Source organism: Micromonospora sp. NPDC004540 (genome assembly GCF_040610095.1).
Lineage (GTDB): Bacteria > Actinomycetota > Actinomycetes > Mycobacteriales > Micromonosporaceae > Micromonospora.
In genome coordinates this window covers 1-21219 of sequence record NZ_JBEXLR010000087.1, presented here as the reverse complement: position 1 = coordinate 21219, position 21219 = coordinate 1, and the positions used below count along the sequence as shown (strand labels likewise).

The window sequence follows — 21219 nt, the reverse complement described above, 5'->3', positions numbered from 1 at the left end:
GTCGACCGAGCGACGGATGGATCTGGCGAGATGACGAGCAGCGGCAGCGTGGCCACCCTCTGGCTGCGTCCTCTCCCGCCCGGGGTCGCGCCGCAGCTCACCCGCGCCGGCCAGGCGGGTTACCCGGCCCGGCGGCTCGGCGAGCTGGTGCAGGGCCGGCCGCCGGGTGTCACCGGGCACCAGTGGAGCACCGCCGGCCGGGAGGGCCTCGACCAGGTGGTCTGCGCCGCCGACACCGGCCTGCCGCTGTTCGCCGTGCAGTTCGCCCCGCCCGCCCCCGCGGGGTCGCCCGCCCGCCGGGCCGAGCGGATGACCAGCGCGGTGTGCGCCGCGGTCGGCCTGCCGCTGCTGCGGGTCGAGTCGCCCACGTTGCGCGGCGACGAGCACGCCCGCCGCCTCGTCGAGTACGTCATCGACGCGCGCGGCTACGCCGCCGGCACCGACCCGGAGACCGGCGACGCCGTCGGGTTCCGGGACATCGTCGGCCGGCTCCCGGACGGCCGGCGCGGGCCGGTCAACGACCTCGGGGCGCTGACCCGGGCCGCCGCCGTCGAGGCGTACGTGGAGCGTCGGCTCGCCGACCCGATCGTCCGCGGGCTGCACGTGCGCTGGACGGACGGCCCGGCCGAGGGCTGGAGCTGGGTCGAGGTGCGGCCCGGCCGGTGCCTGGTCGAGCGGGTGCACCTGGCCGCGCAGCGCTTCTCCTGCGGGGTGGACGCGGGCCGGCTCGCCGAGGACCTGGCCGCCGTGGCGGTCGGGGAACGGCTGCGCGACCTGGACACCGCCGCGCCGTCCCTGATGGACCGGGACGAGTTGCGCGGGCAGATCCGGCGACTGGCCGCCCGGCGCGACGAGTTCGACGGCGGCTTCGCCTTCGACCACCTCTGCGCCGACTGACCGGCGTTTCCGGAGCCGGACCGGCCCGACGGATGTCTCCGCGAATTCTCCCGATCTCCGGTTGAACCTTCGCCGCCCTCACTCCGTACCTAAGCGGGAATGGACGCAGATCTTCCCCGCCGCGCCGGACGGCGCGGGGACGGTGCGGAAAGGGCATCGTCGGTCATCGACGTGCGGCCGGAACGTCGCAGTGATCCTCACCCCGAATTCCATCGGTCCGCCGGGGTCACCAGTCAGCTACCGGATCGAGAAGGAGAGCAATTCGATGCGCAGGTCCACACGGGCGCGCCGGTCATCCGGTAACGCGCGGAGCAAGCGTCTGCTGGCCGTGGTCGGCACCCTCGCGGTCTTCGGCGGCATCGTCGCCGTCACCCAGATCTCGTCCGCCCAGGACCGGCGGACCACCGTCCGTACCGCCTCGGCGTCCTGCGTGGCCCCGAGCCCCGGGGCCACCGCGCCGGACGGCCGGGGCAGCACCACCCGGACCTGGCAGAACGGCCGCTGGGTGCGCAACCACTGGGGTGACGGGCAGATGTCGTCCGCCGAGTGCCAGCAGACCAAGGGGGGCGGCGCGGGCGCCGGGACCCCGACCGTGGCCTGCCCGGACGTGCGGAGCAAGCTGCCGCAGGTGCCCGAGCAGGCGCGCGCCGAGGTGGACCGCAACCTCGCCCTGCTGGACAGCCAGATCGCCGAGGCCAACCGGCGGCTCGCGGCGGACGGCGCCCGCAACGGCGGCGACTTCGTCAACAACGCCGTCCTGCGGCCGCTCGCGGAGAAGCGGACGGCGACCTTGAACCGGATCGCCACGGCCATCGGCCGGGTCGCCCAGCGCCCCGAGGGCCTGGACCAGTTGGCGCAGTGCGCCCTCGCCGACAACGCACAGAACGGCGGCCAGAACGGCGGTCAGACCGGCGGTCAGACCGGCGGGAACAACAACGGCGGGCAGACCGGCGGAAACACCGGCGGGCAGACCGGGGGAAACACCGGCGGGCAGACCGGCGGAAACAACAACGGTGGCCAGAACGGCGGGAACAACGGCGGCAACAACGGCCTGAACGTGCTCGCCAAGGACTGCACCAACAGCCAGCTCCAGGCTCACGACGGTTTCCAGAACGGCAACCGCTGCGTGAGCACCGCATTCGGTGAGGTCGGCGCCGCCGCGAACAATCCCTCGCTGCTAATCACGCAGTTCCCGAACCGGGTACAGCGCAACCAGGCGTTCACCCTGCGGGTCACCACCCGGAACCTGGTGCGCGACCGCTTCCTCGCCGCCGGTCAGGGCGGTTACTACCTGGAGAGCTCGCTCCTCAACGACCAGGGCCTGGTGCGCGGCCACTTCCACACCGCGTGCCGGATGCTCGACAGCACCCGGCAGCCGCCGAACCCGCAGGACGTGCCGGCGTTCTTCGTCGCCACCGAGGACGGCCGGGGCAGCGAGCAGCCGGACGACGTGCAGATCCAGATCCCGGGCCTGCCGGAGTCGGGGCTGGCGCAGTGCGCGGTCTGGGCCGGCGACGGCTCGCACCGCATCCCGATGATGGAGCGGGCCAACCAGACCCCCGCCTTCGACGTGGTGCGGATCCGGGTCAACTGAGCACCGACGGCCGGAGCCGCCCGGGACTAGCCCCGGGCGGCTCCGCGTCGATCATGAGGTTGGCCGTGACGAATCGGGCGAACCGCACCGCTAACCTCATGATCGACAGGAGTCGGCGCCCTCGGGGGCGGCTGGGTGCGGCAGCTGGGTGCAGTGCGCGACCGTGGCGTCGTCGGGAACCCGGGCCTCGGGGCCGCCGGCGGCGCGGTCCTCGGCCTGCCGGACGAGGCGGACGACGCCGGCCGGCCCGTCGGCGGCCAGCAGGTCCAGCACGCCCGGCCAGCCGGTCAGGCCGTACGGGCTGACGATGCGGCTGGCGCCGTTGCTGAGCAGCGCGACGCCGTGCAGGTCGTGCAGCGGCCGGCTGCCGGTCACCGCCTCCTCCGCCGCGCGCGGGTCGTCCTTGGCGATCCAGTAGCCGCCCGGCTGGTTCCGGCGGGCGCGCAGCGCCTCGACGCAGGAGGCCCGGACGCGGTCGTACTCCGCGGTTCCCGGCGGAACGCCCTCCAGAGGTGCCGAGCAGACGCGCCTGGCGGTGGCCTCGCGCCCGTCGGTGACGACCTCCGGGCCACCGCGGACCTGGTCGAGGACGAGGAAGGAGTCCGCGAGCAGGAGATGGTCCAGGCGGTCCCCGTCGGCCCGGACGATCAGCACCGTCGCCTGCGGGCTGCCGGGGTTCCCGAGGTCGCAGGTGCCGCGGTGTTCGGCGGCGACCTCGCCGATCGTGTCGGCGAGGATCGCCGTGAGGTCCCGCCCGTCGCCCCGCGACAGCCGGCCGAGCAGCGCCCCGCCGAGGCGGTGCGTGTACCAGGCGACACCGTGGCGGCAGATCGACTCGGTTCCCGGGATGCCGGCGCCGTCCAGCAGCACGACCGCGCCGGGAACGGCGCCGACGAAGTCCTCGTTCGGTCGGCCGGCCGTGCCGGCGCTGGTCGTCATGCTGACGCGCACCCGAGGCTCCTGGGGGTCTGGGATCGCCGGGTTCCGGGAGGGGCGACGGGGTGAAGTTCGCTGCCGGGATTCCCCGCCCGGCTGAAAACTGTCAAGGCCGGCAAAAGCCGACCGGGGCCACGCCGATTTCTCTGCGTGACCCCGGGGTGCCCGACGGTGAACCGGGAGGGCTCAGCGGTTCTTGTACGCCTCCACCACCGAGACGGGGATGCGGCCCCGCTCGGAAATCTCGTAGCCGTTCTTGGCGGCCCATTCCCGGATGGCGCGGTTCTGCTCGCGGTCCATTCCCGAGGTGCTGGGGCGGGTCGCGCCGCGCACCGCGCGCCCGGCCTCCACCGGGCCGCGACCGATTCGCCTGCCAGCGCTGATGTACGGGTCCAGCGCCTTGCGCAGAACGCCGGCGTTCTCGTCGGAGACGTCGATCGTGTACGCCACGCCGTCCAGGCTGAACTCGACGGTCCGATCGGCCTTTCCGCCGTCGAGGTCGTCGGTCAGAACGGTGATTACTTTCCTTGCCATCGCCATTACTCCCTGTGTCGGGCGGGGTGTGGCTAAGAGTTTGACGTATCTCGTGGCAATTTCGCAACAATACCCGCCCTTCCCCATTCGGCGGGTCGGGATATTTCTGAGGCGTCAAATGGGGCGACGCGTCCGGTCGGGCGCGGGGTAGTGGCGTGAGTCACAAGCCGGAACAAGGGAGACGGTTTGTTACTTGAGCCTGTCACGCTCAACCCAACGTGATAGCAGGTGTTCGATGGCAACTCTTCCGGTACTTCCCCTCACCGACGCCGTCCTGCTGCCCGGCATGGTCATCCCGGTGACCCTCGACCCGACCACGCAGGCCGCGGTCGACGCGGCCCGCGCCACGGGCGACAAGAAGCTGCTCGCCGTGCCCCGCCTCGACGGCGAGTACGGCTCGGTCGGCGTGATCGCCACCATCGAGAAGGTGGGTCGGCTGCCCAGCGGCGAGCCGGCCGCCGTGGTCCGCGGCCTCGCCCGAGCCCGGATCGGCTCCGGCGTGCCCGGGCCGGGCGCCGCCCTCTGGGTCGAGGCCACCGTCCTCGACGAACCCGCCCCGGCCGGCCGGGCCCGGGATCTCGCCCGCGAGTACCGCGCGCTGATGACCTCGGTCCTCCAGGAGCGTGGCGCCTGGCAGGTCATCGACGCCATGGAGCGGATGACCGACCTCTCCGAGCTGGCCGACGCGGCCGGCTACGCGCCCTGGCTGACGCTGGCGCAGAAGACCGAGCTGCTCGCCGCCCCGGATGTCACCGCCCGACTGGAGCTGCTGGTCGGCTGGGTGAAGGACCACCTGGCCGAGCAGGAGGTCACCGAGCGGATCAACAGCGACGTCCGCGAGGGGCTGGAGAAGTCCCAGCGCGAGTTCCTGCTCCGCCAGCAGCTCGCCGCAATCCGCAAGGAACTCGGCGAGGACGAGCCGGACGGCTCCGCCGACTACCGCTCCCGCGTCGAGTCCGCCGACCTGCCCGAGAAGGTCCGCGAGGCGGCCCTGCGCGAGGTCGGCAAGCTGGAGCGGGCCAGCGACGCCTCCCCGGAGGCGGGCTGGATCCGGACCTGGCTGGACACCGTCCTCGAGATGCCGTGGAACACGCGTACCGAGGACAACACCGACCTGGCCGCGGCGCGGGCGGTGCTCGACGCCGACCACGCCGGCCTGGCCGACGTGAAGGACCGCATCCTGGAATACCTGGCGGTGCGCAACCGGCGCGCCGAGCGCAACCTCGGCGTGGTCGGCGGCCGCGGCTCCGGCGCGGTGCTCGCCCTGGCCGGCCCGCCCGGCGTCGGCAAGACCAGCCTCGGCGAGTCCGTCGCGCGGGCGCTCGGCCGCAACTTCGTCCGGGTCTCCCTCGGCGGCGTCCGCGACGAGGCGGAGATCCGCGGTCACCGGCGCACCTACGTCGGCGCGCTGCCCGGCCGGATCGTCCGCGCGCTGCGCGAGGCCGGCTCGATGAACCCGGTGGTGCTCCTCGACGAGGTCGACAAGCTGGCCGTCGGCTACTCCGGCGACCCGGCCGCGGCCCTGCTGGAGGTGCTCGACCCGGCGCAGAACCACACCTTCCGGGACCACTACCTGGAGGTCGACCTCGACCTGTCCGACGTGCTCTTCCTGGCCACCGCCAACGTGGTGGAGACCATCCCCGGCCCGCTGCTGGACCGGATGGAGCTGGTCACCCTGGACGGCTACACCGAGGACGAGAAGGTGGCCATCGCCCGGGACCACCTGCTGCCCCGGCAGCGGGAGCGGGCCGGGCTGACCGCCGAGGAGGTCACCGTCGCCGACGGCGCGCTGGCCCTGATCGCGGGGGAGTACACCCGGGAGGCCGGCGTCCGGCAGCTCGAACGGGCCCTGGCGAAGATCCTGCGCAAGGTCACCGTGGCGCTGGCCTCCGACCCGGCGCCGGTCCGCGTCGACACCGACAACCTCGCCCGCTACCTGGGCCGGCCCAAGTTCACCCCGGAGTCGGCCGAGCGGACGGCGGTGCCCGGCGTGGCCACCGGCCTGGCGGTCACCGGCGCGGGCGGGGACGTGCTCTTCATCGAGGCCACCGGCATGGAGGGCGAGCCGGGGCTGACCCTCACCGGTCAGCTCGGCGACGTGATGAAGGAGTCGGCGCACATCGCGCTGTCCTACCTGCGCTCCAACGGGCGACGCCTCGGCATCGACCCGAACGCCCTCGCCGGGCGGCGGATCCACGTGCACTTCCCGGCGGGTGCGGTGCCCAAGGACGGCCCCAGCGCCGGGATCACCATGGTCACCGCGCTGGCGTCGCTGGTGACCGGCCGGCCCGTCCGCCCGGAGTTCGGGATGACCGGCGAGGTGACCCTCTCCGGCCGGGTGCTGCCCATCGGCGGCGTGAAGCAGAAGCTGCTCGCCGCCCACCGGGCCGGCCTGACCGAGGTGATCATCCCGAAGCGCAACGAGCCGGACCTGGACGACCTGCCGACCGAGGTCCGTGAGGCGCTGACCATCCACACCCTCGCCGACGTCGCCGACGTGCTCGCCCTGGCGCTGCGCCCGGCCGAGGTCGACGTGGACACCCTGGGCGGCCAGCCGCTCGCCGCGGCCTGACCGTCGCACCCCGGAGCCCCCGCCGTCCCACGCGGACGGCGGGGGCTTCCGTGTCCGGACGCCTCAGCGGCGGTCCCGGCGCTCCCGGCGGTCGCCGCCGTCGGAGTCCCGGTCCCGGTCCCGCCGCACCGTGGCCTTGCGGCCCTTGATGGTGCTGCCGCGCAGCCCCTGGATCACCTCGTCGGCGACCCCGTACGGGACCTCGACCAGGGAGAACCGGTCGGCGATCTCGATCGAGCCGATGTCCCGGCCGCTGACTCCGGTCTCTCCGGTGATCGCCCCGACCAGGTCCTGCGGGCGCACCCCGGCGCGCCGGCCCAGCCCGATGAAGACCTGTGTGGTGCCCCCGGCTCGGGGACGGCCGCCGCCGCGCCGGTCCCGGCCCTCGTACCCCGGTCGGGTCTCCCGGGGCGCGCGGACCGCGACCTGCGGGATCTCCTCCTCGTCGGCGGTGCCGGGCAGGGTGGCCTCGTGGGCCAGCCGCACGGCGGACAGCGCGACCTCCATCAGGTCGAACTCGTCGGTCAGCGACTCGACGATCGCCCGGAACGGCTCCAGGTCGTCCTCCAGCAGCGACTCCCGGAGCGCCGCCTGGGTCAGCTCCAACCGGCGGGTCCGCAGGTCCGCCACCGTGGGGATCTTGTCGACCGCGATCCGCTGGCCGGTGACCCGCTCGATGGTCTTGAGCATCCGGTGCTCGCGCGGCTCGGCCAGGGTGATCGCCACGCCCTCCCGGCCGGCCCGGCCCACCCGGCCGATCCGGTGCACGTAGGACTCGGGCGCCGACGGGACGTCGTAGTTGACCACGTGGGTGAGCTGCTCCACGTCCAGCCCACGGGCCGCCACGTCGGTGGCCACCAGCAGGTCGGCGGTGCCCGCCCGGAGCCGGCCCATCACCCGGTCGCGCTGCTCCTGGCTCATCCCGCCGTGCAGCGCCTCGGCCCGGTAGCCCCGGCCGTTCATCGTCTCGGTGAGCCGGTCCACCTCCTCCCGGCTGCGGCAGAACACGATCGCCGCGGTGGGCGACTCCACGTCCAGCACCCGGCCCAGCGCCGCCGGCTTGTGCGCCCGCGCCACGATGTACGCGCTCTGCCGCACCCGCGGCGCCTCGCCCGCGACCGGCCGCTCACGCTCGATCTGGATGCGCACGGGGTCGGTCAGGTGCTGGCGGGCCAGCCCGTCGATCCGGGCCGGCATGGTGGCCGAGAAGAGCACGGTCTGCCGGCCGGCCGGAGCGTGCTCCAGGATCGCCTCGATGTCCTCGGCGAAGCCCATGTCGAGCATCTCGTCCGCCTCGTCGAGCACCACCGTGGCCAGCGCGCCCAGCCGCAGGGTGCCCCGGGCGATGTGGTCCAGCGCCCGGCCCGGGGTGGCCACCACCACGTCGACGCCGGCGTCGAGGGCGCGCAGCTGCCGGCCGATCGGCTGGCCGCCGTAGATCGGCAGCACCCGCGCGCCCAGGTCCTTGCCGTAGCGGTGGAACGCCTCGGAGACCTGCACCGCCAGCTCCCGGGTCGGCACCAGCACCAGCGACACCGGGTCCCCGCCGGGACGGTCGTCGGGCATCCGCTGCAGCAGCGGCAGGGCGAACGCGGCGGTCTTGCCGGTGCCGGTCGCCGCCTGCCCCAGCAGGTCCTGCCCGCCGAGCAGCGGCGGGATCGCCTCCCGCTGGATCGGGGTCGGCTCCTCGTAGCCGAGGGCGGCCAGCGCGTTCAACAGCTCGGTGCGCAGCCCGAGGTCCGCGAAGGCGGCGGCCTCGTCCTCGGCGGCGGGGTTTGCGGGATCGGTCGGGGTTGGTGCGGAACTCATGGGACAAGCCTTTCATCACCCCCACCCGGCCGTCGCGGCGACCGCCGCAAACCGTCGCCCCCGCCACGCCGCCGGCTCACCCGGACAGGACGGCCAGCAGGACGGTCGACCCCACGGCGACGTCCAGCCCCCCGCACCACTCCGCGTACCCCCGCGGGACCACCCGGCCCGTGCGGTGGTGCGCCAGGTCCCACGCGGCGTGCCCGAGCCAGCCGAGGCCGACCAGCACGCCGGCGAGGCGGTCCGGCCCGAGCAGGGCGGCGACGGCGAGGCCGCCCCAGCCGGCCAGGCCGGCGAGCTGCCACGCCAGGTTCCGGCGGTCGCCCCACTGCCGCCGCCAGGTGCCGACGAGCAGATAGCCGGCGGGCAGCACCAGCAACGTCCACGGTGCGAGGACGGTCGGCGCGACCCAGAGGTCCACGGTCATCAGCAGGGCCAGCCCGGTCGGCCACCGGCGCGCCACGGCGGCGGCCACCGGATGGCGGCGGGCCGGCGCCGGATGCGCGTGCCGGTGCCGCAGCGCCACCAGGGCCATGGCCGGCAGCATCAGCAGGTGACCGCCGAGCATCAGCGCGTCGTCCCCGACCAGCCCGGCCCACCAGGGCGGGAGCAGCAGCAGGAACGGGACGTACATGACGGCCACCATCTCGGCCGTGGCGGCCCACCCGTGGCCCCGGTGCCACATCCAGGCGGCCATGCCCAGCCCCATGTCGGTCGCCATCACCAGCGCGCCGACATCCGCCCGGGCCAGCACGTCCGCGCCGCCCAGCAGCCCGGTGCCCGCCCGCCACAGCGGGCCGAGCAGCAGCATGCCGACCACCATGGCCACGACCATCCCGGCCAGGTGGCCGGCCAGCCGTCGTGCGTCCTCCCGCAGGGGTACCCGTACCGTCGTCTCGGTCATGCCCCGAGCCTGCCGGCGTCCCGCGCACCGGACCAGGCGCGTCCGTCACCGGAAAACCGTGCGTCCCGCACGGGCGCGACGTGACATTCCGCAGGGGTGAACCGGGCGGCCGGCGCGCCTAGGATCGGCGGACATGACGGTCGACGCGGCGGACCGCCGGCTGCGGCGGGCCCGGCAGCTCACCCTGGTGTCGCTGGCGACGAACGTCTGGACCACCCTGCTGCTGCCCGGGGTCGGGCTGGCCCGGGAGCCGGACCCGCTGCGGCTGGCGCTCGGCGTGGTCGGGCTCGCCGCCTTCACCACCGCCCAGGCGGCGGTGGTGCACGCGGCGGTCACCCCCTGGCTCGCCGGGCGGGCCCGGCGCCGCCGGCACGCCGCGCTGGCGGTGGCCGCCCTGCTCAGCCTGCCGCTGGTCGGCCCGGTCGCCGCCGGCGCCTGGCCCACCTGGGCCTGGCTGGGCGCGTCGCTGGTCGGCATGTCCCCGCTGCTGTTCCGGCCGGTGCCCGCCCTGCTCGCCACGGCGGCGGTGCTCGGCGCCTCGGCCGCGGTGACCCGGGCCACCGGTGGCCCGCCGCTCACCGCCCTGCTCGTCACCGGCGGCGTCGGCGCCGGAATCGCCGCGGTCACCTGGCTCCAGGTCTGGTTCTGGGACCTGGTCGTCGAGGCCCGGCAGGGGCAGGCCGCCCAGGCCCGGCTCGCCGCCGCCGAGGAGCGGCTGCGCTTCGCCCGCGACGTGCACGACCTGCTCGGCCACGACCTCACCGTGATCGCGCTCAAGGCGGAGTTGGCCGAGCGGCTCGCGCCCGTCGACGCCGCCCGGGCCGGCCGCGAGGCGGCCGAGGTGCGCCGGCTCGCCGGGTCCGCCCTGACCCGGGTACGCGAGGCCGTGCACGGCTACCGCGCCGTCGACCTGGCCGAGCAGCTCGCCGCGGTGGGGGAGGTGCTGCGCTCCAGCGGCGTGCGCTGCACCGTGGTGTCGCCGGCCGGCGAGCTGCCCGCGACGGTCGCCGCGGACCTGGCCGCCGTGCTCCGCGAGGCCGGGACGAACGTGCTGCGGCACAGCCGGGCCGACTGGTGCCGGATCGAGCTGACCCGGGAGGACGGCCTGGTGACGATGACCGTACGCAACGACGGCGCCGGCGACGCCGGCCCGGACGGGCTCAGCGGTGGCCTGCGCGGGCTGGCCGACCGGCTCGCCCCGGCGGGCGGCAGCGTCCGGGCGTACGCCGAGGACGGGGTGTTCCACCTGGTGGCGACCGTGCCGGTGGCCTCGTGATCCGGGTGCTGCTGGCCGACGACGAGGAGCTGATCCGGCTCGCCCTCGCGGCCCTGCTCGACCTGGAGCCGGACATCGAGGTGGTGGCGCATGCCGCCGACGGCCGCGCCGCCCTCGACGCGGCGCTGGCCCACCGCCCCGACGTGGCCGTGCTGGACCTGGAGATGCCGGCGCCCGGCGGGATCCAGGTCGCCGCCGAGCTGGCCCGCGTGCTGCCCGGCTGCGCCACGGTGATCCTCACCGGGCACGGCCGGCCCGCCCACCTCCGGCCGGCGCTGACCGCGGGCGCGCGCGGATTCCTGGCCAAGGGCGCGCCGGGCGGCGCGCTGGCCGACGTGATCCGCCGGGTGCACGCCGGCGCCCGGTACGTCGACCCGGCCCTCGCCGCCGACGCGCTGACCCTGCCGGAGTGCCCGCTCACCCCGCGGGAGCTGGAGACGCTGCGGCTGGCCGAGCTGGGCACCCCGGTCGCGGTGATCGCCCGCCGGACCCACCTGGCGGCCGGGACGGTTCGCAACCACCTGGCCGCGTGCGTGCAGAAGCTCGGCGCCGCCGACCGGGCCGAGGCGGTCCGGCGGGCCCGCGAGGCCGGCTGGCTGTGACCCGCGCCGATCGGCTCAGGCCGGCCGGACCGGCACCCGGGCCTCGTCGAACAGGGCCGGGCCGGCGTACGCCACCGGGGTGGTCGGGGGCGCCGGGCGCAGCCGGGCGAGCTGCTCGGCGCTGAGCGCGTACACCACCCGGCCCAGGCCGGCGCGCTCGATGGCGACGGCGCACATGCCGCACGGCTGGCAGCTCGTGTACAGGGTGGCCACCGCGGCCGCCTCCGGGGTCAGCTGCCGCGCCGCCCAGCGGGCCAGCTTCAGCTCCGGGTGGGCGGTGACGTCGCCGTCGGTCCGCTCGGTGTTGACCTCCTCCGCCAGCACCCGCCCGTCGGTGTCGACCAGCAGCGAGCCGAACGGGCCGTCCCCGGCGTCCCGGGCGGAGGCGGCCAGCTCGACGGCCCGGCGCAGGTGGCGTTCGTCGGTCTCGGTCAGCGCGCTCATCCGGCCGGCATTCCCCGCGGGACGCCGCCGCACACCGCCGGCGACTAGCCTGACGGCGTGCGTACGGTCGAACTGCTCTGCTCGCCGGGGCTGGAGGAGGCGGTACGGGCGGCCTGGGACCGGCTCGCCGCCGCCGGCCTGCCCAGCCTGGCCCGCAACGCGCACCCGACCAACCGCCCGCACCTGACCCTCGCCTCGGTCGACGAGTTCCCGCCCGGCGCCGAGCAACGCCTCGCCGACCTCTGCGACGCGGCGCTGCCGCTGCCGGCCCGGCTGGACCGGGTGGCGGTCCTCGACGGCAGCGCCCCGCTGGTCTGGCTGGTCCGCCCCACGCCGCAGCTGGTCGCCCTGCACGGCGCGGTCTGGGACGTGCTCGCCGGGGCGCCCGGGCCGCAGCCGTGGCACCTGCCCGGGCGCTGGTTGCCGCATCTGAGCCTGGCGCTGCGGTTCCGCGACGCCGACCGCCGCCGGGCCCGGGCGGTCGCCGGGCCGGAGCGGCCGGGTGGGGAGTTCGTGGCCGCGCGCAGCTACGACAGCGACACCCGGACGGTCAGCGAGCTGACCCCGGCCAGCCCGCGCCCCGGCGGCTGACCGGGGCCGCCGTCGCCGGACGGCCCCGGTCGCCCGGATCAGCGGTGGAACCGCAGGTAGTCGAACTGCGCGGTCACCGCCGGGGTGGCGCCGCCGTGCGCGACCAGGCCGATCCGGGGCGTGGTGTCGGCCGGGAAGGTCCACACCGCCCCCCACGTCCAGTGGGTGCCGTCCCGGCTGGACCCGGCCCGGAACTCGTGCTCGCCGGTGACCGGGTCGACGTGGTGGGCCAGCCGAAGCCAGGTGGTGGTGGCCGGGGTGCCGACGATGCTGCCGCCGTAGACGGGCTGGCCGGCGAAGGGCAGCTCGTAGCCGTACTCGACCTGCCGGGTGTTCCAGATGGCCACCTGGGCCAGCCGGGCGAACCGGTCGTCGTCCACGTACGCCACCAGGCCCGCCTGCTGGTAGTTGCGGACGGTCTCCTCGCCCAGGTCGAGGGTCACCTTCGTCTCCGCGACGTAGTCGCCCGTGGGCGCGTCGCGCAGCAGCACCCCCGCCGTGTTGCCGGTGCCGACCAGGTCGGTCGACTCGACCGGCCAGCGCAGCGCGCCGCCGGTCACCGTGGCGGCCGGGTTGGGCCGGATCCACTGCCAGGCCGGGTCGAGCCCGTCGGTGAACTCGTCGGAGAGCCCGGCGAGCACCGGGCCCACCCGGGGCGTTGCGACCGGGTGCCGGACCGGTCGGTACAGCCGGGCCGCGCTGACGTTGTCGAACTCGGCCGGGCCGCCCTCGGCGAGCAGCGTGAGCGGGCCGGCCGCCGGCCTGGTCAGCCCCAGAGTCACCACGGCGAGCTGGTCGCCGAGGCGGGCCGGGCTCAGCTCGGCGACGAGCTGCCGATCGCGTACCTCCACGGCCAGGTTGTGCCGGCCGGTGAGGTCGAGCCCGGCGGGCAGCGCCGCGCTCGCCGTCGCGCCGCCGCTCTCCGTGGCGGTCAGCCGGCCGCCGCCGACCGTGACCCGTGCCGCACCGAGCCCCAGCCCGGCCGCGTCGGCGCCGGCCAGCCGCAGGTCGGCCTCGGCCCGTACGTCCCCGCCGAGCCCGGTCCGGCTGGTCAGCGTGCCGGTGCCGGCCAGTACGCCGCCGGTCACCCGCCAGTGGTCCGCGCCGCCCCGCCAGCCGCCGAGGTCGCCGGTGTCGAAGCGGGCGTCGATCCGGCCGGTGGTGACCGGCGCGGGCCGCGGCCCGTCCGAGGGGCCGGCGCCGGCGTTGACGGTCGGCCAGCCGTCCACCCAGTCGAGGCGGTCGAGCAGCATCGGCCGCTCGTTGACGCCGAACGGCCCGTCGAGGTACGGGTCGGCCCGGTCGATCGCGTGGTAGGCGATCCAGTCCTGCCCGGACAGGTCGGTGAGGACCGCGTTGTGCCCGGTGCCGATCCAACGGTTGCCGTTCTGGGTGAGCACGGGCGTGCCGCCGGCCCGGGAGACGTCCAGCCGCTGGCCGTCCCGGTCCACGAACGGGCCGCGCGGGTCGCGGGCCCGGCCGACCTGCACGGAGTAGCCGGTGGCCGGGCCGGCACAGCAGTTCGCCGTGGAGGCGAAGAGCCAGTACCAGCCGTCGTGGCGCAGCACGTAGCTGCCCTCGAACTTGTTGTCGATGGCGACCAGCGTCGGCGCGCCGACCGCGCGCAGCCCGTCGGGGGAGAGCTCGGTGACCGAGACGCCGCCGTAGTAGCTGCCGTAGTACAGGTAGGACCGGCCGTCGGAATCGGTGAACTGGCTGGGGTCGATGGTCCAGAGGTAACCGCCGCCCCCGCCCGGGCGCGGCGCGACCACGGGTGCGTCGGCGAACGTCCACGGGCCGGCCGGGGTGGGCGCGGTGGCCGCCCCGATCGCGGTGTCGAAGGTGTCGCCGGAGACGGCGGTGTCGGTGACGGTCACGTACATCACCCAGCGGCCGGCGACCCGGCGCACGTCGGGCGCCCAGAAGGCGGCACCGGGCGCGGCGAAGGAGGGGCGCTGGTCCGGCGCGAAGGCGTCGCCCACGTAGCTCCAGTCGACCAGGTCGGCGGAGCGGGCGATCGGCACCCGGTGGGCCCGGCCCTCGCCCTCGCGCAGGGGGTCGGAGGTGCCGAAGGCGTACCAGAGGCCGTCGTCGCCGCGGACCACGGCCGGGTCGGCGAAGGTGTCGGCGAAACCGGCCGAGACCGGGTTCCGGTAGCGGTCGGCCGCGGCGGCGGGCGCGGCCGCCGTCGTGGTCAGCAACATGGCGAGTGCGGCGGCGAGCACGCCGCGGCGGTGGAGGTGTCCCATCTGGCCTGCCTTTGGAGGTAGACGGAGGTCACTGCGGTGCCCCCGTTTCTACAACGTTGGAGACAACGATGTAAAGAGCTGCCGCACCGGTCGGTGGGGACCGAACCGTTCCCGTGCCAGCATGGACGGATGACCACCCGCACCGACGGCCACGCGCTGGCCGGGCTCGCCGCGCTGCTCGCCGACCCGACCCGGGCCGGCTTCTGCCTCGCCCTGCTCGACGGGCGGGCCTGGACGGCGGGCGAGCTGGCCCGGTCCGCCGGGGTGGCCCCCTCCACCGCGAGCGACCACCTCACCCGGCTGGTCCGCGGCGGGCTGCTGGCCGAGGAACGGCAGGGCCGCCACCGCTACGTCCGCCTCGCCGACCCCTCGGTGGCCCAGCTCGTCGAGGACCTGGCCGGCCGGGCGCCCGCCCCGGCGGCCCCGCCCCGCACGTTGCGCGCCGCGTCGGCTCAGGCGTCCCTGGCGTACGCCCGGACCTGCTACGACCACCTGGCCGGCCGGCTCGGCGTGCTGCTGCACGACGCCCTGCTGGCCCGGGGTGTGCTCGACCGCGCCGGCGGCCTGGCGCTCACCCCGACCGGGGTCGCCTGGCTCACCGACCTCGGCGTGCCCGTCGAGCCGCTGCGCGCTGGCCGGCGTCCCCTGGTCCGGGACTGCCTGGACTGGACCGAGCGCCGCCCCCACCTGGCCGGCGCGCTCGGCGCCGCGCTCTGCCGGCGCTTCCTCGACCTCGGCTGGACGGCGCGGGGCACCGGCCGGGCGGTCCGCCTCACCCCGGCCGGCCGGCCCGCGCTGGCCGCCGCCCTCGCCGTCGACCCGGCCGACCTCGCCCCGCCCGCGTCCCGCGACACCGGCCCCGCCCGCGCCTGACCCCGGCCTTGATCGCCTCCAGCTCGGCGAGGTGGGGCATCCCGGCCGGTCGGGTGCCGTCCCCGTCACCTCGGCGAGCCGGCGACCGCGCGACGGTTCGGTCCGGGCCGAAGGGATCCGGCAATACGGTCGGGCGATGAGTTGGCCGATGATCCCGCCCGCCCCTGACACGCCCCCGTGTGGGCCGCCGGCGCCCGTCGACGGCGGCTGGGTGGTCACCCGGCACGCCGACGTGGTCGCCGTGCTGACCGATCCGCGGTACGTGGTCCCGGTCGCGCCCGGCGGGCCGCCCGGCACCCTGGCCTGGCTGCGCGGGACGGTCAGCCGGTTCAGCGCCCCGGACCGGCATCCCGGCCGGCGCGCGCTCGGCGTGGCGGCGCTCCGCGACCTCGACCCGGACGAGCTGCGCGACGCCGCCGCCCGGCTGACCGACGAGACGCTGGACCGACTCACCGGGGCCGACGGTGACCGCGAGGCCGCCACGGCGGTGCGCGGTCGAGGCGCAGACCCCGGCGAGTCGGTCGGGCCCCTGACCGGGCCTGCGGCGGCCCGCGCGGAGGTGATGGGGCGGCTGGCGCGGCGCGTACCCGTGGAGGTGCTGGCGGCGCGGCTCGGCCTGGCGGACCCGGCGGCGGCCGTGCCGGCGGTGACCGCGGTGGCCGCCGCCTACCACCCGGGCGCGGACCCGGCGGCGGTGGCCCGCGCCGACCGCGCGGTGGCCGCGCTGCTGGCCATCTCGCCACCGGCCCCGGCCGAGGCCGCCGCGAACCGGATCGGGCTGCTGGTGCAGGCCGCCGACGCCACCGCCGGGTTGATCGGCGCCGCCGTCCGGCACGGGCTTGCCGCGCCGGCCGCGCTCGGGACGGCCGACCTGCTGGCCGAGGTGCTGCGCCTGGATCCGCCGGTGCGCGCCACCCGCCGGGTCGCCACCGGCGCGCTGCGCCTGGCCGGCCGGGCGATCGGTCCGGACGCCCCGCTGCTGCTCCGCTTCGACGCGGCCAACCGGGACCCGGCCGTCCACCCGGACCCGGACCGGTTCCGCCCCGGCCACCCCGGCGGGGCGCTGACCTTCGGCGCCGGGCCCCGGGGTTGCCCGGGGGAGCGGCACGCCCTCGCTCTCGCCGCCGGCGTCGTCGAGGTGCTGCGCGCACGGTGCCGGCCCGCCGGGACTCCGGTCCGCTACGCCCCGCACCCCACCCTGCGTGTCCCGACCAGCCTCGAGGTGATGTTCCGATGACCGACCGCGCCGCCGCCTTCCACGCCCTGCACCGCCCGGGCCGGCCCCTGTTGCTCCCCAACGCCTGGGACCACGCCTCCGCCGCGGCGCTCGCCGCCCGGGGCCACCCGGCCGTCGGCACGACGAGCCTCGGGGTGGCCGCGGCCGCCGGCAGGCCGGACGGGACCGGGGCGACCCGGGGCGAGACACTCGACCTGGCCCGCCGGCTGCGGGACCTGCCGGTGCTGCTCACCGTGGACATCGAGGACGGCTTCGGCGACGACCCGGCGGCGGTGGCCGGATACGTCGCCGAGTTGGCCGCGCTCGGCGTCGTCGGGGTGAACCTCGAGGACGGGCGGCCGGACGGCACGCTCGCGCCGGTGGAGCTCGCCGCCGCCAAGATCGCCGCGGTGCGGGCGGCCGTGCCGGGGCTGTTCGTCAACGCCCGCACCGACGCCTGGTGGCTGGGCGTGCCCGACCCGTTGCCGGCGGCGCTGGAGCGGGCGGCGGCGTACCGGGCGGCGGGCGCGGACGGGCTGTTCGCCCCGGCCGCGCCGGACGACACGGTCGGCCTGCTGGTGACCGAGGCGGGGCTGCCGCTCAACGTGCTGCACCGGCCGGGCGGGCCGGACCTGGCCGCGCTGGGCCGGCTCGGGGTGGCCCGGGTCAGCACGGGCTCGCTGCTGTTCCGGGCCGCCCTCGGCGCGGCGCTGCACCTGGCCGACGCGGTCCACGCCGGCCGCGACGCCGGCCTCCCGGCCGCGCCGGACTACGCCTGGGTGCAGGGCCTCTCGGCGGGATGAGGCTCCTTAGGGGGGAGATAGGAGGATTGTTCGGGGAGCTGCCGATCCTGGTGATTACGGTGTGTTCAGGTTTGACTACGCCGTGTCCTGCCCGGAGAGGGGCCGACCATGCGAGTGCCCAGCCGAAGCCCCGGCCACCAGCCCGGGCCCGCCGTCGCGTCCGCCGCCCCCGCCCGCCGGCTGCCCCCGGCCACCGGCCGGCGCCCCGCGTCCGGGCAGCCGGACCTGGCCGCGTACCGGGCGGCCGTGGCGGAGCTGCTGGTCGAGGTGGGCGCCCTGGCGGACGCGCCGTCGACCACGGCCCGCCAGGTGCTGCTCGACCAGCGGCTGCGGGAGCCGGCCATCGCCGCCGTCCTCGACGCCACGCCGCAGGGCTTCGTGGGCGCCCGGGAGACCCTGCTGCTGGAGATGGCCCGCTACCAGCCCAACACCCGCAGCTCGGCGCACGACCTCACCGCGCTGGTCCGGATCTACCTGCTCTCCCGGATCGACGTCATGTGGTGGCGGGACACCGGGACCTTCCTCACCGACGGCCAGGTCGACACCAGCACCGACCTGGTCGACCTGGAGTGGCTGCGCCGGCGCGGGCTGCTCGCCTTCCGCTACCAGGAGCAGCCGGCCACCGTCGTCGGTCGCGGGCTACGGGCGGTCCAGCGGCGGCTGCGCCCGGACTCCACCCCGCGTACCGCCGGGTTGCGGTTCCGCCGGGCGCGGCGCGAGGTGATCGCGCTGCTCAACGACGTCGGCCGGGAGTTCGCCGCGGCCGCCCCGCCGGCCGCCCCGCCGCTCTGGGTCACCAGCCTGGCCCGCAGCGCCGAGCACCAGTACCGGCTGCGCCGGCTCGGCTACGCCGCCATGGTGCCCAGCGGGCACTGCCTGGGCTGGGCGGCCGACGTGGAGCTGGCCTGGTACGGGCGGTTCGGCGCCCGGGATGTCCTCGCCGACCTGCTGCTGGCCCGTCAGGAGGCCGGTGAGATCAACGTGGTCGACGAGGGCCAGGCCTGGCACCTCTGCCTCGCGCCCGCCGCCCGTTGCCGGTTCCGGCGTGCCTATGAGGCCGAGATGGGGGTCTGAGCGGATGTGCGGGATCGCGCTGAGCGTCGGCCCGGAGGCCGATCCGGCCATCTTCCGGCGGATGCTCGCCGTCCTCGCGCCGCGCGGCGAGGTGACCGAGACCCGGCAGGAGGCCGGCCTGCTCATCGGCGTACGGCGGTTGCGGGTGGTGGACCGCGAGCGGGCGGTGCAGCCGTGGGTCTCGCCCGACGAACGGCACGTGCTCTGCTACAACGGCGAGGTCTTCAACCACCACGAGCTGCGCGCGGAGCTGACGCGGCTCGGGTACGGGTTCCGCACCACCGGCGACACCGAGGTGGTGCTCGCCGCCTTCCGGCAGTGGGGCGAGGAGGCGGTGCGCCGGCTGCGCGGCGAGTACGCCTTCGCGGTGGTGGAGCGGGCCACCGGCCGGGCCTACCTGGCCCGGGACCCGCTCGGCGTGAAGCCGCTCTACTGGTCCCGCGGCCCCGGCTGCCTGCACGTCGCCTCGGAGGTGAAGGCGCTGGTCGGGCACGGCGCGCCGATCAGCGAGGTGCCGCCGGGGCACCACGGCTGGGCCGAGTGGGACGGGGCGGTCCGGCTGCGCCCGTACGTCGACCTGCTCACCCTCGGCGCCGGGCTGCCGGTGATCGACGACCCGGACGAGGCCGCCCTGCTCGTCCGGGTCGCGCTCACCGACAGCATGCGGGTGCGGCTGGACACCGACCTCACGGTCGGGGTGGTGCTCTCCGGTGGCCTGGACAGCTCGCTGGCCCTGCTGCACGTCAGACAGCTGCACCCGGACTGCGTGGCGGTCACGGTCGGGGTGCCGGACAGCCCCGACGTGGCGTACGCCCGGCGGCTCGCCGCCGACCTGGGCGTGCCGCACGAGGTGATCGAGCTGCGCCCGCGGGACATCCGGCTGGCCGACGTGCGCGAGGCGATCCGGATCTCCGAGCTGACGGAGTACGGCGACATCATCAACGCGGTGGTCTCGGTGCCCATCTTCCGGCGGCTGCGCGAGCTGGGCGTCAAGGTGGTGCTCACCGGCGACGGCTCGGACGAGCTGTTCGGCGGCTACCCGATGTATCACCAGGTCGGCCCGGAGCGGTCCCGCCGGCTCGTCCTGCACAAGATCCGCAACCTGTGCCGCACCGAGCTGCAGCGGGTGGACCGGGCCGGGATGGGCCACGGCGTGGAGGCCCGGGTGCCCTTCCTCGACCTCAGCGTGGTCGAGCTGGCCATGCGGCTGCCCCTGGACCTGAAGCTGCGCGACGGGCAGGAGAAGTGGATCGTCCGGCGGGCCTTCGCCGACGTGCTGCCCGACTACGTCCGGCGGCGGCCCAAGAACCCGATGTCGTACTCGTCCGGGCTGCACGAGCGGGCCCGGCTCTACAAGCCGCTCTTCGCCCGGCTGCACCGCTCCTTCGGCTACCACCTGCTCGAACCCGTCCGGCGCGACTTCGACAGCGTGCTCACCCGGTGCGGCAACGACCTGGACCGGGCCATCGCCGACGGGTTGGCCCGCCCGGACTACACGGTGCTGGAGCACGCCCGGGACCTGGTCGGCGCCGCGAGGTGGAACGCCGCGCCGGTGGTCCGGCGGCTGGTCGGCCCGCGCGCCGTGCGGCGCGTCGCCTCCCGTCCGTGACCCCGCCGCTTGACTCTGACACCGTGTCAGGGGCGAGCCTGAGGGGGCCATGTTCACCATCGTCCCGCCGGGCACGCGAGGTCCGATCGCCGCCAGCCAGCGGCCTCTCCCCGGGCCAGGCTGGACGGCATGACGACGACGCGCACCAGGTACGTGATCCAACCCGTGCCCGCCGAGGCGCTGGCCGACGTGCGGCGCACCGGCCGCGACGCCTCCGGCCAGCCGCCCGAGCGGTGCTGCGCCGAGGGCGGCGAGCCCCTGCGCTGCTGCCTCCGCGACGCCACCCCGGGCGAGCCGCTGCTGCTCTTCGGGTACGCGCCGCCGCTGCCGCCCGGCCCGTACCGGGAGGTGGGGCCGATCTTCGCGCACGCGGTGGACTGCCCCGGCCCGGCGGACCCGACGGCGTACCCGCCCGACTGGCGGGGGCGGCCCCAGGTGCTCCGGGCGTACGACCGGCGGGGCCGGATCGTCGGCGGCCGGCGGCACGACGGCGACGACCCGGAGGCGGTCGTCGCCGAACTGCTGGCCGACCCGGCGGTGGACCGCCTGCACAGCCGCAACGTGGTCTACGGCTGCTGGATGTTCACGGTGGTCCGCGGCTGAACCGGGCGTGACCGGCAACGGCCGGGGTATCAGCCCGGCATGACCGGACTGGACGCGATCGTGGTGGGGCAGGTGGCCCGGGACCTCGTGCTGCTGGTGGACGAGGTGCCCGGTCCGTCCGGAACGGCCCCGGTGCGGTGCCGGCGGGAACTGCTCGGCGGCAAGGGCGCCAACCAGGCCGTCGGGCTGGCCCAGCTCGGCGTCCGGGTCGGGCTGCTCGGCGTGGTCGGCGAGGACGAGGTCGGCGACCGGCTGCTGGGCCGGGCCCGCAGCGACGGCATCGACGTGGCCCCGGTGCTGCGCCGGCCGGACACGCCGAGCGCCCTCATCGTGGACGTGGTGGATGCCCGGGCCCGCTGGCGGTACCTGGAGGACGTCCCCGAGGCGACGCTGCTGACCGAGGCGGATGTGGCCGGCGCGGCCGAGATGCTGCGGGCCGCAAGGGCGGTGGTGCTCCAGCTCCAGCAGCCGCTGCCGGCGGCGCTCGCGGCGACTCGGCACGCCCGCGACGCCGGCCGGCTCGTGGTGCTCGACGGCGCGCCGGAGGACCCGGACGGCGCGGCGGACCTGCTGTCCCGGGCCGACGTGTTGCGGGCCGTCGCGCGCGAGGCCGGCCAGCTGCTCGGCGGCGAC

The 21219-nt window shown here is 76.2% G+C and carries 19 protein-coding genes; 13 read left to right on the top strand and 6 right to left on the bottom strand.

Going from position 1 to position 21219, the window contains the following annotated elements; translation table 11 throughout:
* The first annotated feature begins 30 nt into the window (after nt 1–30).
* Together ABZV78_RS24365 and ABZV78_RS24360 are read left to right on the top strand one after the other, a co-directional pair.
* Nucleotides 31–897, top strand: a complete 867-nt coding sequence (locus tag ABZV78_RS24365; RefSeq protein ID WP_355642064.1) for a hypothetical protein — start codon at nt 31–33, stop codon at nt 895–897.
* A 265-nt stretch (nt 898–1162) separates the two neighbouring features.
* Nucleotides 1163–2491 carry a hypothetical protein gene (locus ABZV78_RS24360; protein ID WP_355642062.1) on the top strand — a complete coding sequence of 443 codons (1329 nt, stop codon included), beginning with the start codon at nt 1163–1165 and terminating at the stop codon, nt 2489–2491.
* A 96-nt stretch (nt 2492–2587) separates the two neighbouring features.
* Here the strand turns inward: ABZV78_RS24360 and ABZV78_RS24355 are convergent, their stop codons facing one another.
* Nucleotides 2588–3442, bottom strand: a complete 855-nt coding sequence (locus tag ABZV78_RS24355; protein WP_355642060.1) for a hypothetical protein — start codon at nt 3440–3442, stop codon at nt 2588–2590.
* A gap of 171 nt (nt 3443–3613) precedes the next feature.
* Nucleotides 3614–3961 carry an Lsr2 family protein gene (locus ABZV78_RS24350; RefSeq protein WP_355642058.1) on the bottom strand — a complete coding sequence of 116 codons (348 nt, stop codon included), beginning with the start codon at nt 3959–3961 and terminating at the stop codon, nt 3614–3616.
* 235 nt (nt 3962–4196) lie between these two features.
* Between ABZV78_RS24350 and lon the strand changes: the two genes are divergently transcribed.
* Nucleotides 4197–6533: an endopeptidase La gene (gene lon, locus ABZV78_RS24345; protein WP_355642056.1), complete on the top strand. Its 2337-nt coding sequence runs from the start codon at nt 4197–4199 to the stop codon at nt 6531–6533.
* 63 nt (nt 6534–6596) lie between these two features.
* Here the strand turns inward: lon and ABZV78_RS24340 are convergent, their stop codons facing one another.
* Both ABZV78_RS24340 and ABZV78_RS24335 read right to left on the bottom strand, forming a co-directional pair.
* On the bottom strand, nt 6597–8342 hold the full coding sequence (locus tag ABZV78_RS24340) for a DEAD/DEAH box helicase (protein ID WP_355642055.1): 1746 nt from the start codon (nt 8340–8342) through the stop codon (nt 6597–6599).
* Between the two features lie 76 nt (nt 8343–8418).
* Complete coding sequence (locus ABZV78_RS24335; RefSeq protein WP_355642053.1) at nt 8419–9246, bottom strand: hypothetical protein; 828 nt, start codon at nt 9244–9246, stop codon at nt 8419–8421.
* A gap of 133 nt (nt 9247–9379) precedes the next feature.
* On the opposite strand from ABZV78_RS24335, the gene ABZV78_RS24330 reads away from it, so the two are divergent.
* A complete protein-coding gene (locus ABZV78_RS24330) occupies nt 9380–10522 on the top strand; it encodes a histidine kinase (protein ID WP_355642051.1) in 1143 nt (380 codons plus the stop codon).
* Nucleotides 10519–11124 carry a response regulator transcription factor gene (locus ABZV78_RS24325; RefSeq protein ID WP_355642049.1) on the top strand — a complete coding sequence of 202 codons (606 nt, stop codon included), beginning with the start codon at nt 10519–10521 and terminating at the stop codon, nt 11122–11124. The genes ABZV78_RS24330 and ABZV78_RS24325 overlap by 4 nt, the downstream gene beginning before the upstream one ends.
* 15 nt (nt 11125–11139) lie before the next feature.
* Here ABZV78_RS24325 and ABZV78_RS24320 read toward each other — a convergent pair whose 3' ends face one another.
* Nucleotides 11140–11568, bottom strand: coding sequence for a nucleoside deaminase (locus tag ABZV78_RS24320; protein WP_355642047.1), 429 nt, complete (start codon nt 11566–11568; stop codon nt 11140–11142).
* 57 nt (nt 11569–11625) lie between these two features.
* Here ABZV78_RS24320 and ABZV78_RS24315 point away from each other — a divergent pair, with 57 nt between their 5' ends.
* Nucleotides 11626–12159, top strand: a complete 534-nt coding sequence (locus ABZV78_RS24315; protein ID WP_355642045.1) for a 2'-5' RNA ligase family protein — start codon at nt 11626–11628, stop codon at nt 12157–12159.
* 38 nt (nt 12160–12197) lie between these two features.
* Here the strand turns inward: ABZV78_RS24315 and ABZV78_RS24310 are convergent, their stop codons facing one another.
* A complete protein-coding gene (locus tag ABZV78_RS24310; RefSeq protein ID WP_355642043.1) occupies nt 12198–14408 on the bottom strand; it encodes a family 43 glycosylhydrolase in 2211 nt (736 codons plus the stop codon).
* Nucleotides 14409–14537: 129 nt separating this feature from the next.
* On the opposite strand from ABZV78_RS24310, the gene ABZV78_RS24305 reads away from it, so the two are divergent.
* The 7 genes from ABZV78_RS24305 to ABZV78_RS24275 form a co-directional block, all read left to right on the top strand.
* Complete coding sequence (locus tag ABZV78_RS24305) at nt 14538–15281, top strand: helix-turn-helix domain-containing protein (protein ID WP_355642041.1); 744 nt, start codon at nt 14538–14540, stop codon at nt 15279–15281.
* Between the two features lie 136 nt (nt 15282–15417).
* Nucleotides 15418–16518: a cytochrome P450 gene (locus ABZV78_RS24300; protein WP_355642039.1), complete on the top strand. Its 1101-nt coding sequence runs from the start codon at nt 15418–15420 to the stop codon at nt 16516–16518.
* Complete coding sequence (locus tag ABZV78_RS24295) at nt 16515–17300, top strand: isocitrate lyase/phosphoenolpyruvate mutase family protein (protein ID WP_355642038.1); 786 nt, start codon at nt 16515–16517, stop codon at nt 17298–17300. Before ABZV78_RS24300 ends, ABZV78_RS24295 begins: the two co-directional genes overlap by 4 nt.
* A 108-nt stretch (nt 17301–17408) precedes the next feature.
* Entirely contained in the window at nt 17409–18374 is a 966-nt protein-coding gene (locus tag ABZV78_RS24290) for a hypothetical protein (protein WP_355642036.1), read from the top strand.
* 4 nt (nt 18375–18378) lie between these two features.
* The gene (locus tag ABZV78_RS24285; RefSeq protein ID WP_355642035.1) at nt 18379–19983 is read left to right on the top strand and encodes an asparagine synthase-related protein; all 1605 of its coding nucleotides are present in this window, start codon (nt 18379–18381) and stop codon (nt 19981–19983) included.
* Nucleotides 19984–20112: 129 nt separating this feature from the next.
* A complete protein-coding gene (locus ABZV78_RS24280) occupies nt 20113–20586 on the top strand; it encodes a DUF1203 domain-containing protein (RefSeq protein ID WP_355642033.1) in 474 nt (157 codons plus the stop codon).
* A 39-nt stretch (nt 20587–20625) separates the two neighbouring features.
* A partial coding sequence (locus ABZV78_RS24275; RefSeq protein ID WP_355642031.1) for a PfkB family carbohydrate kinase occupies nt 20626–21219 on the top strand: 594 nt, incomplete at its 3' end.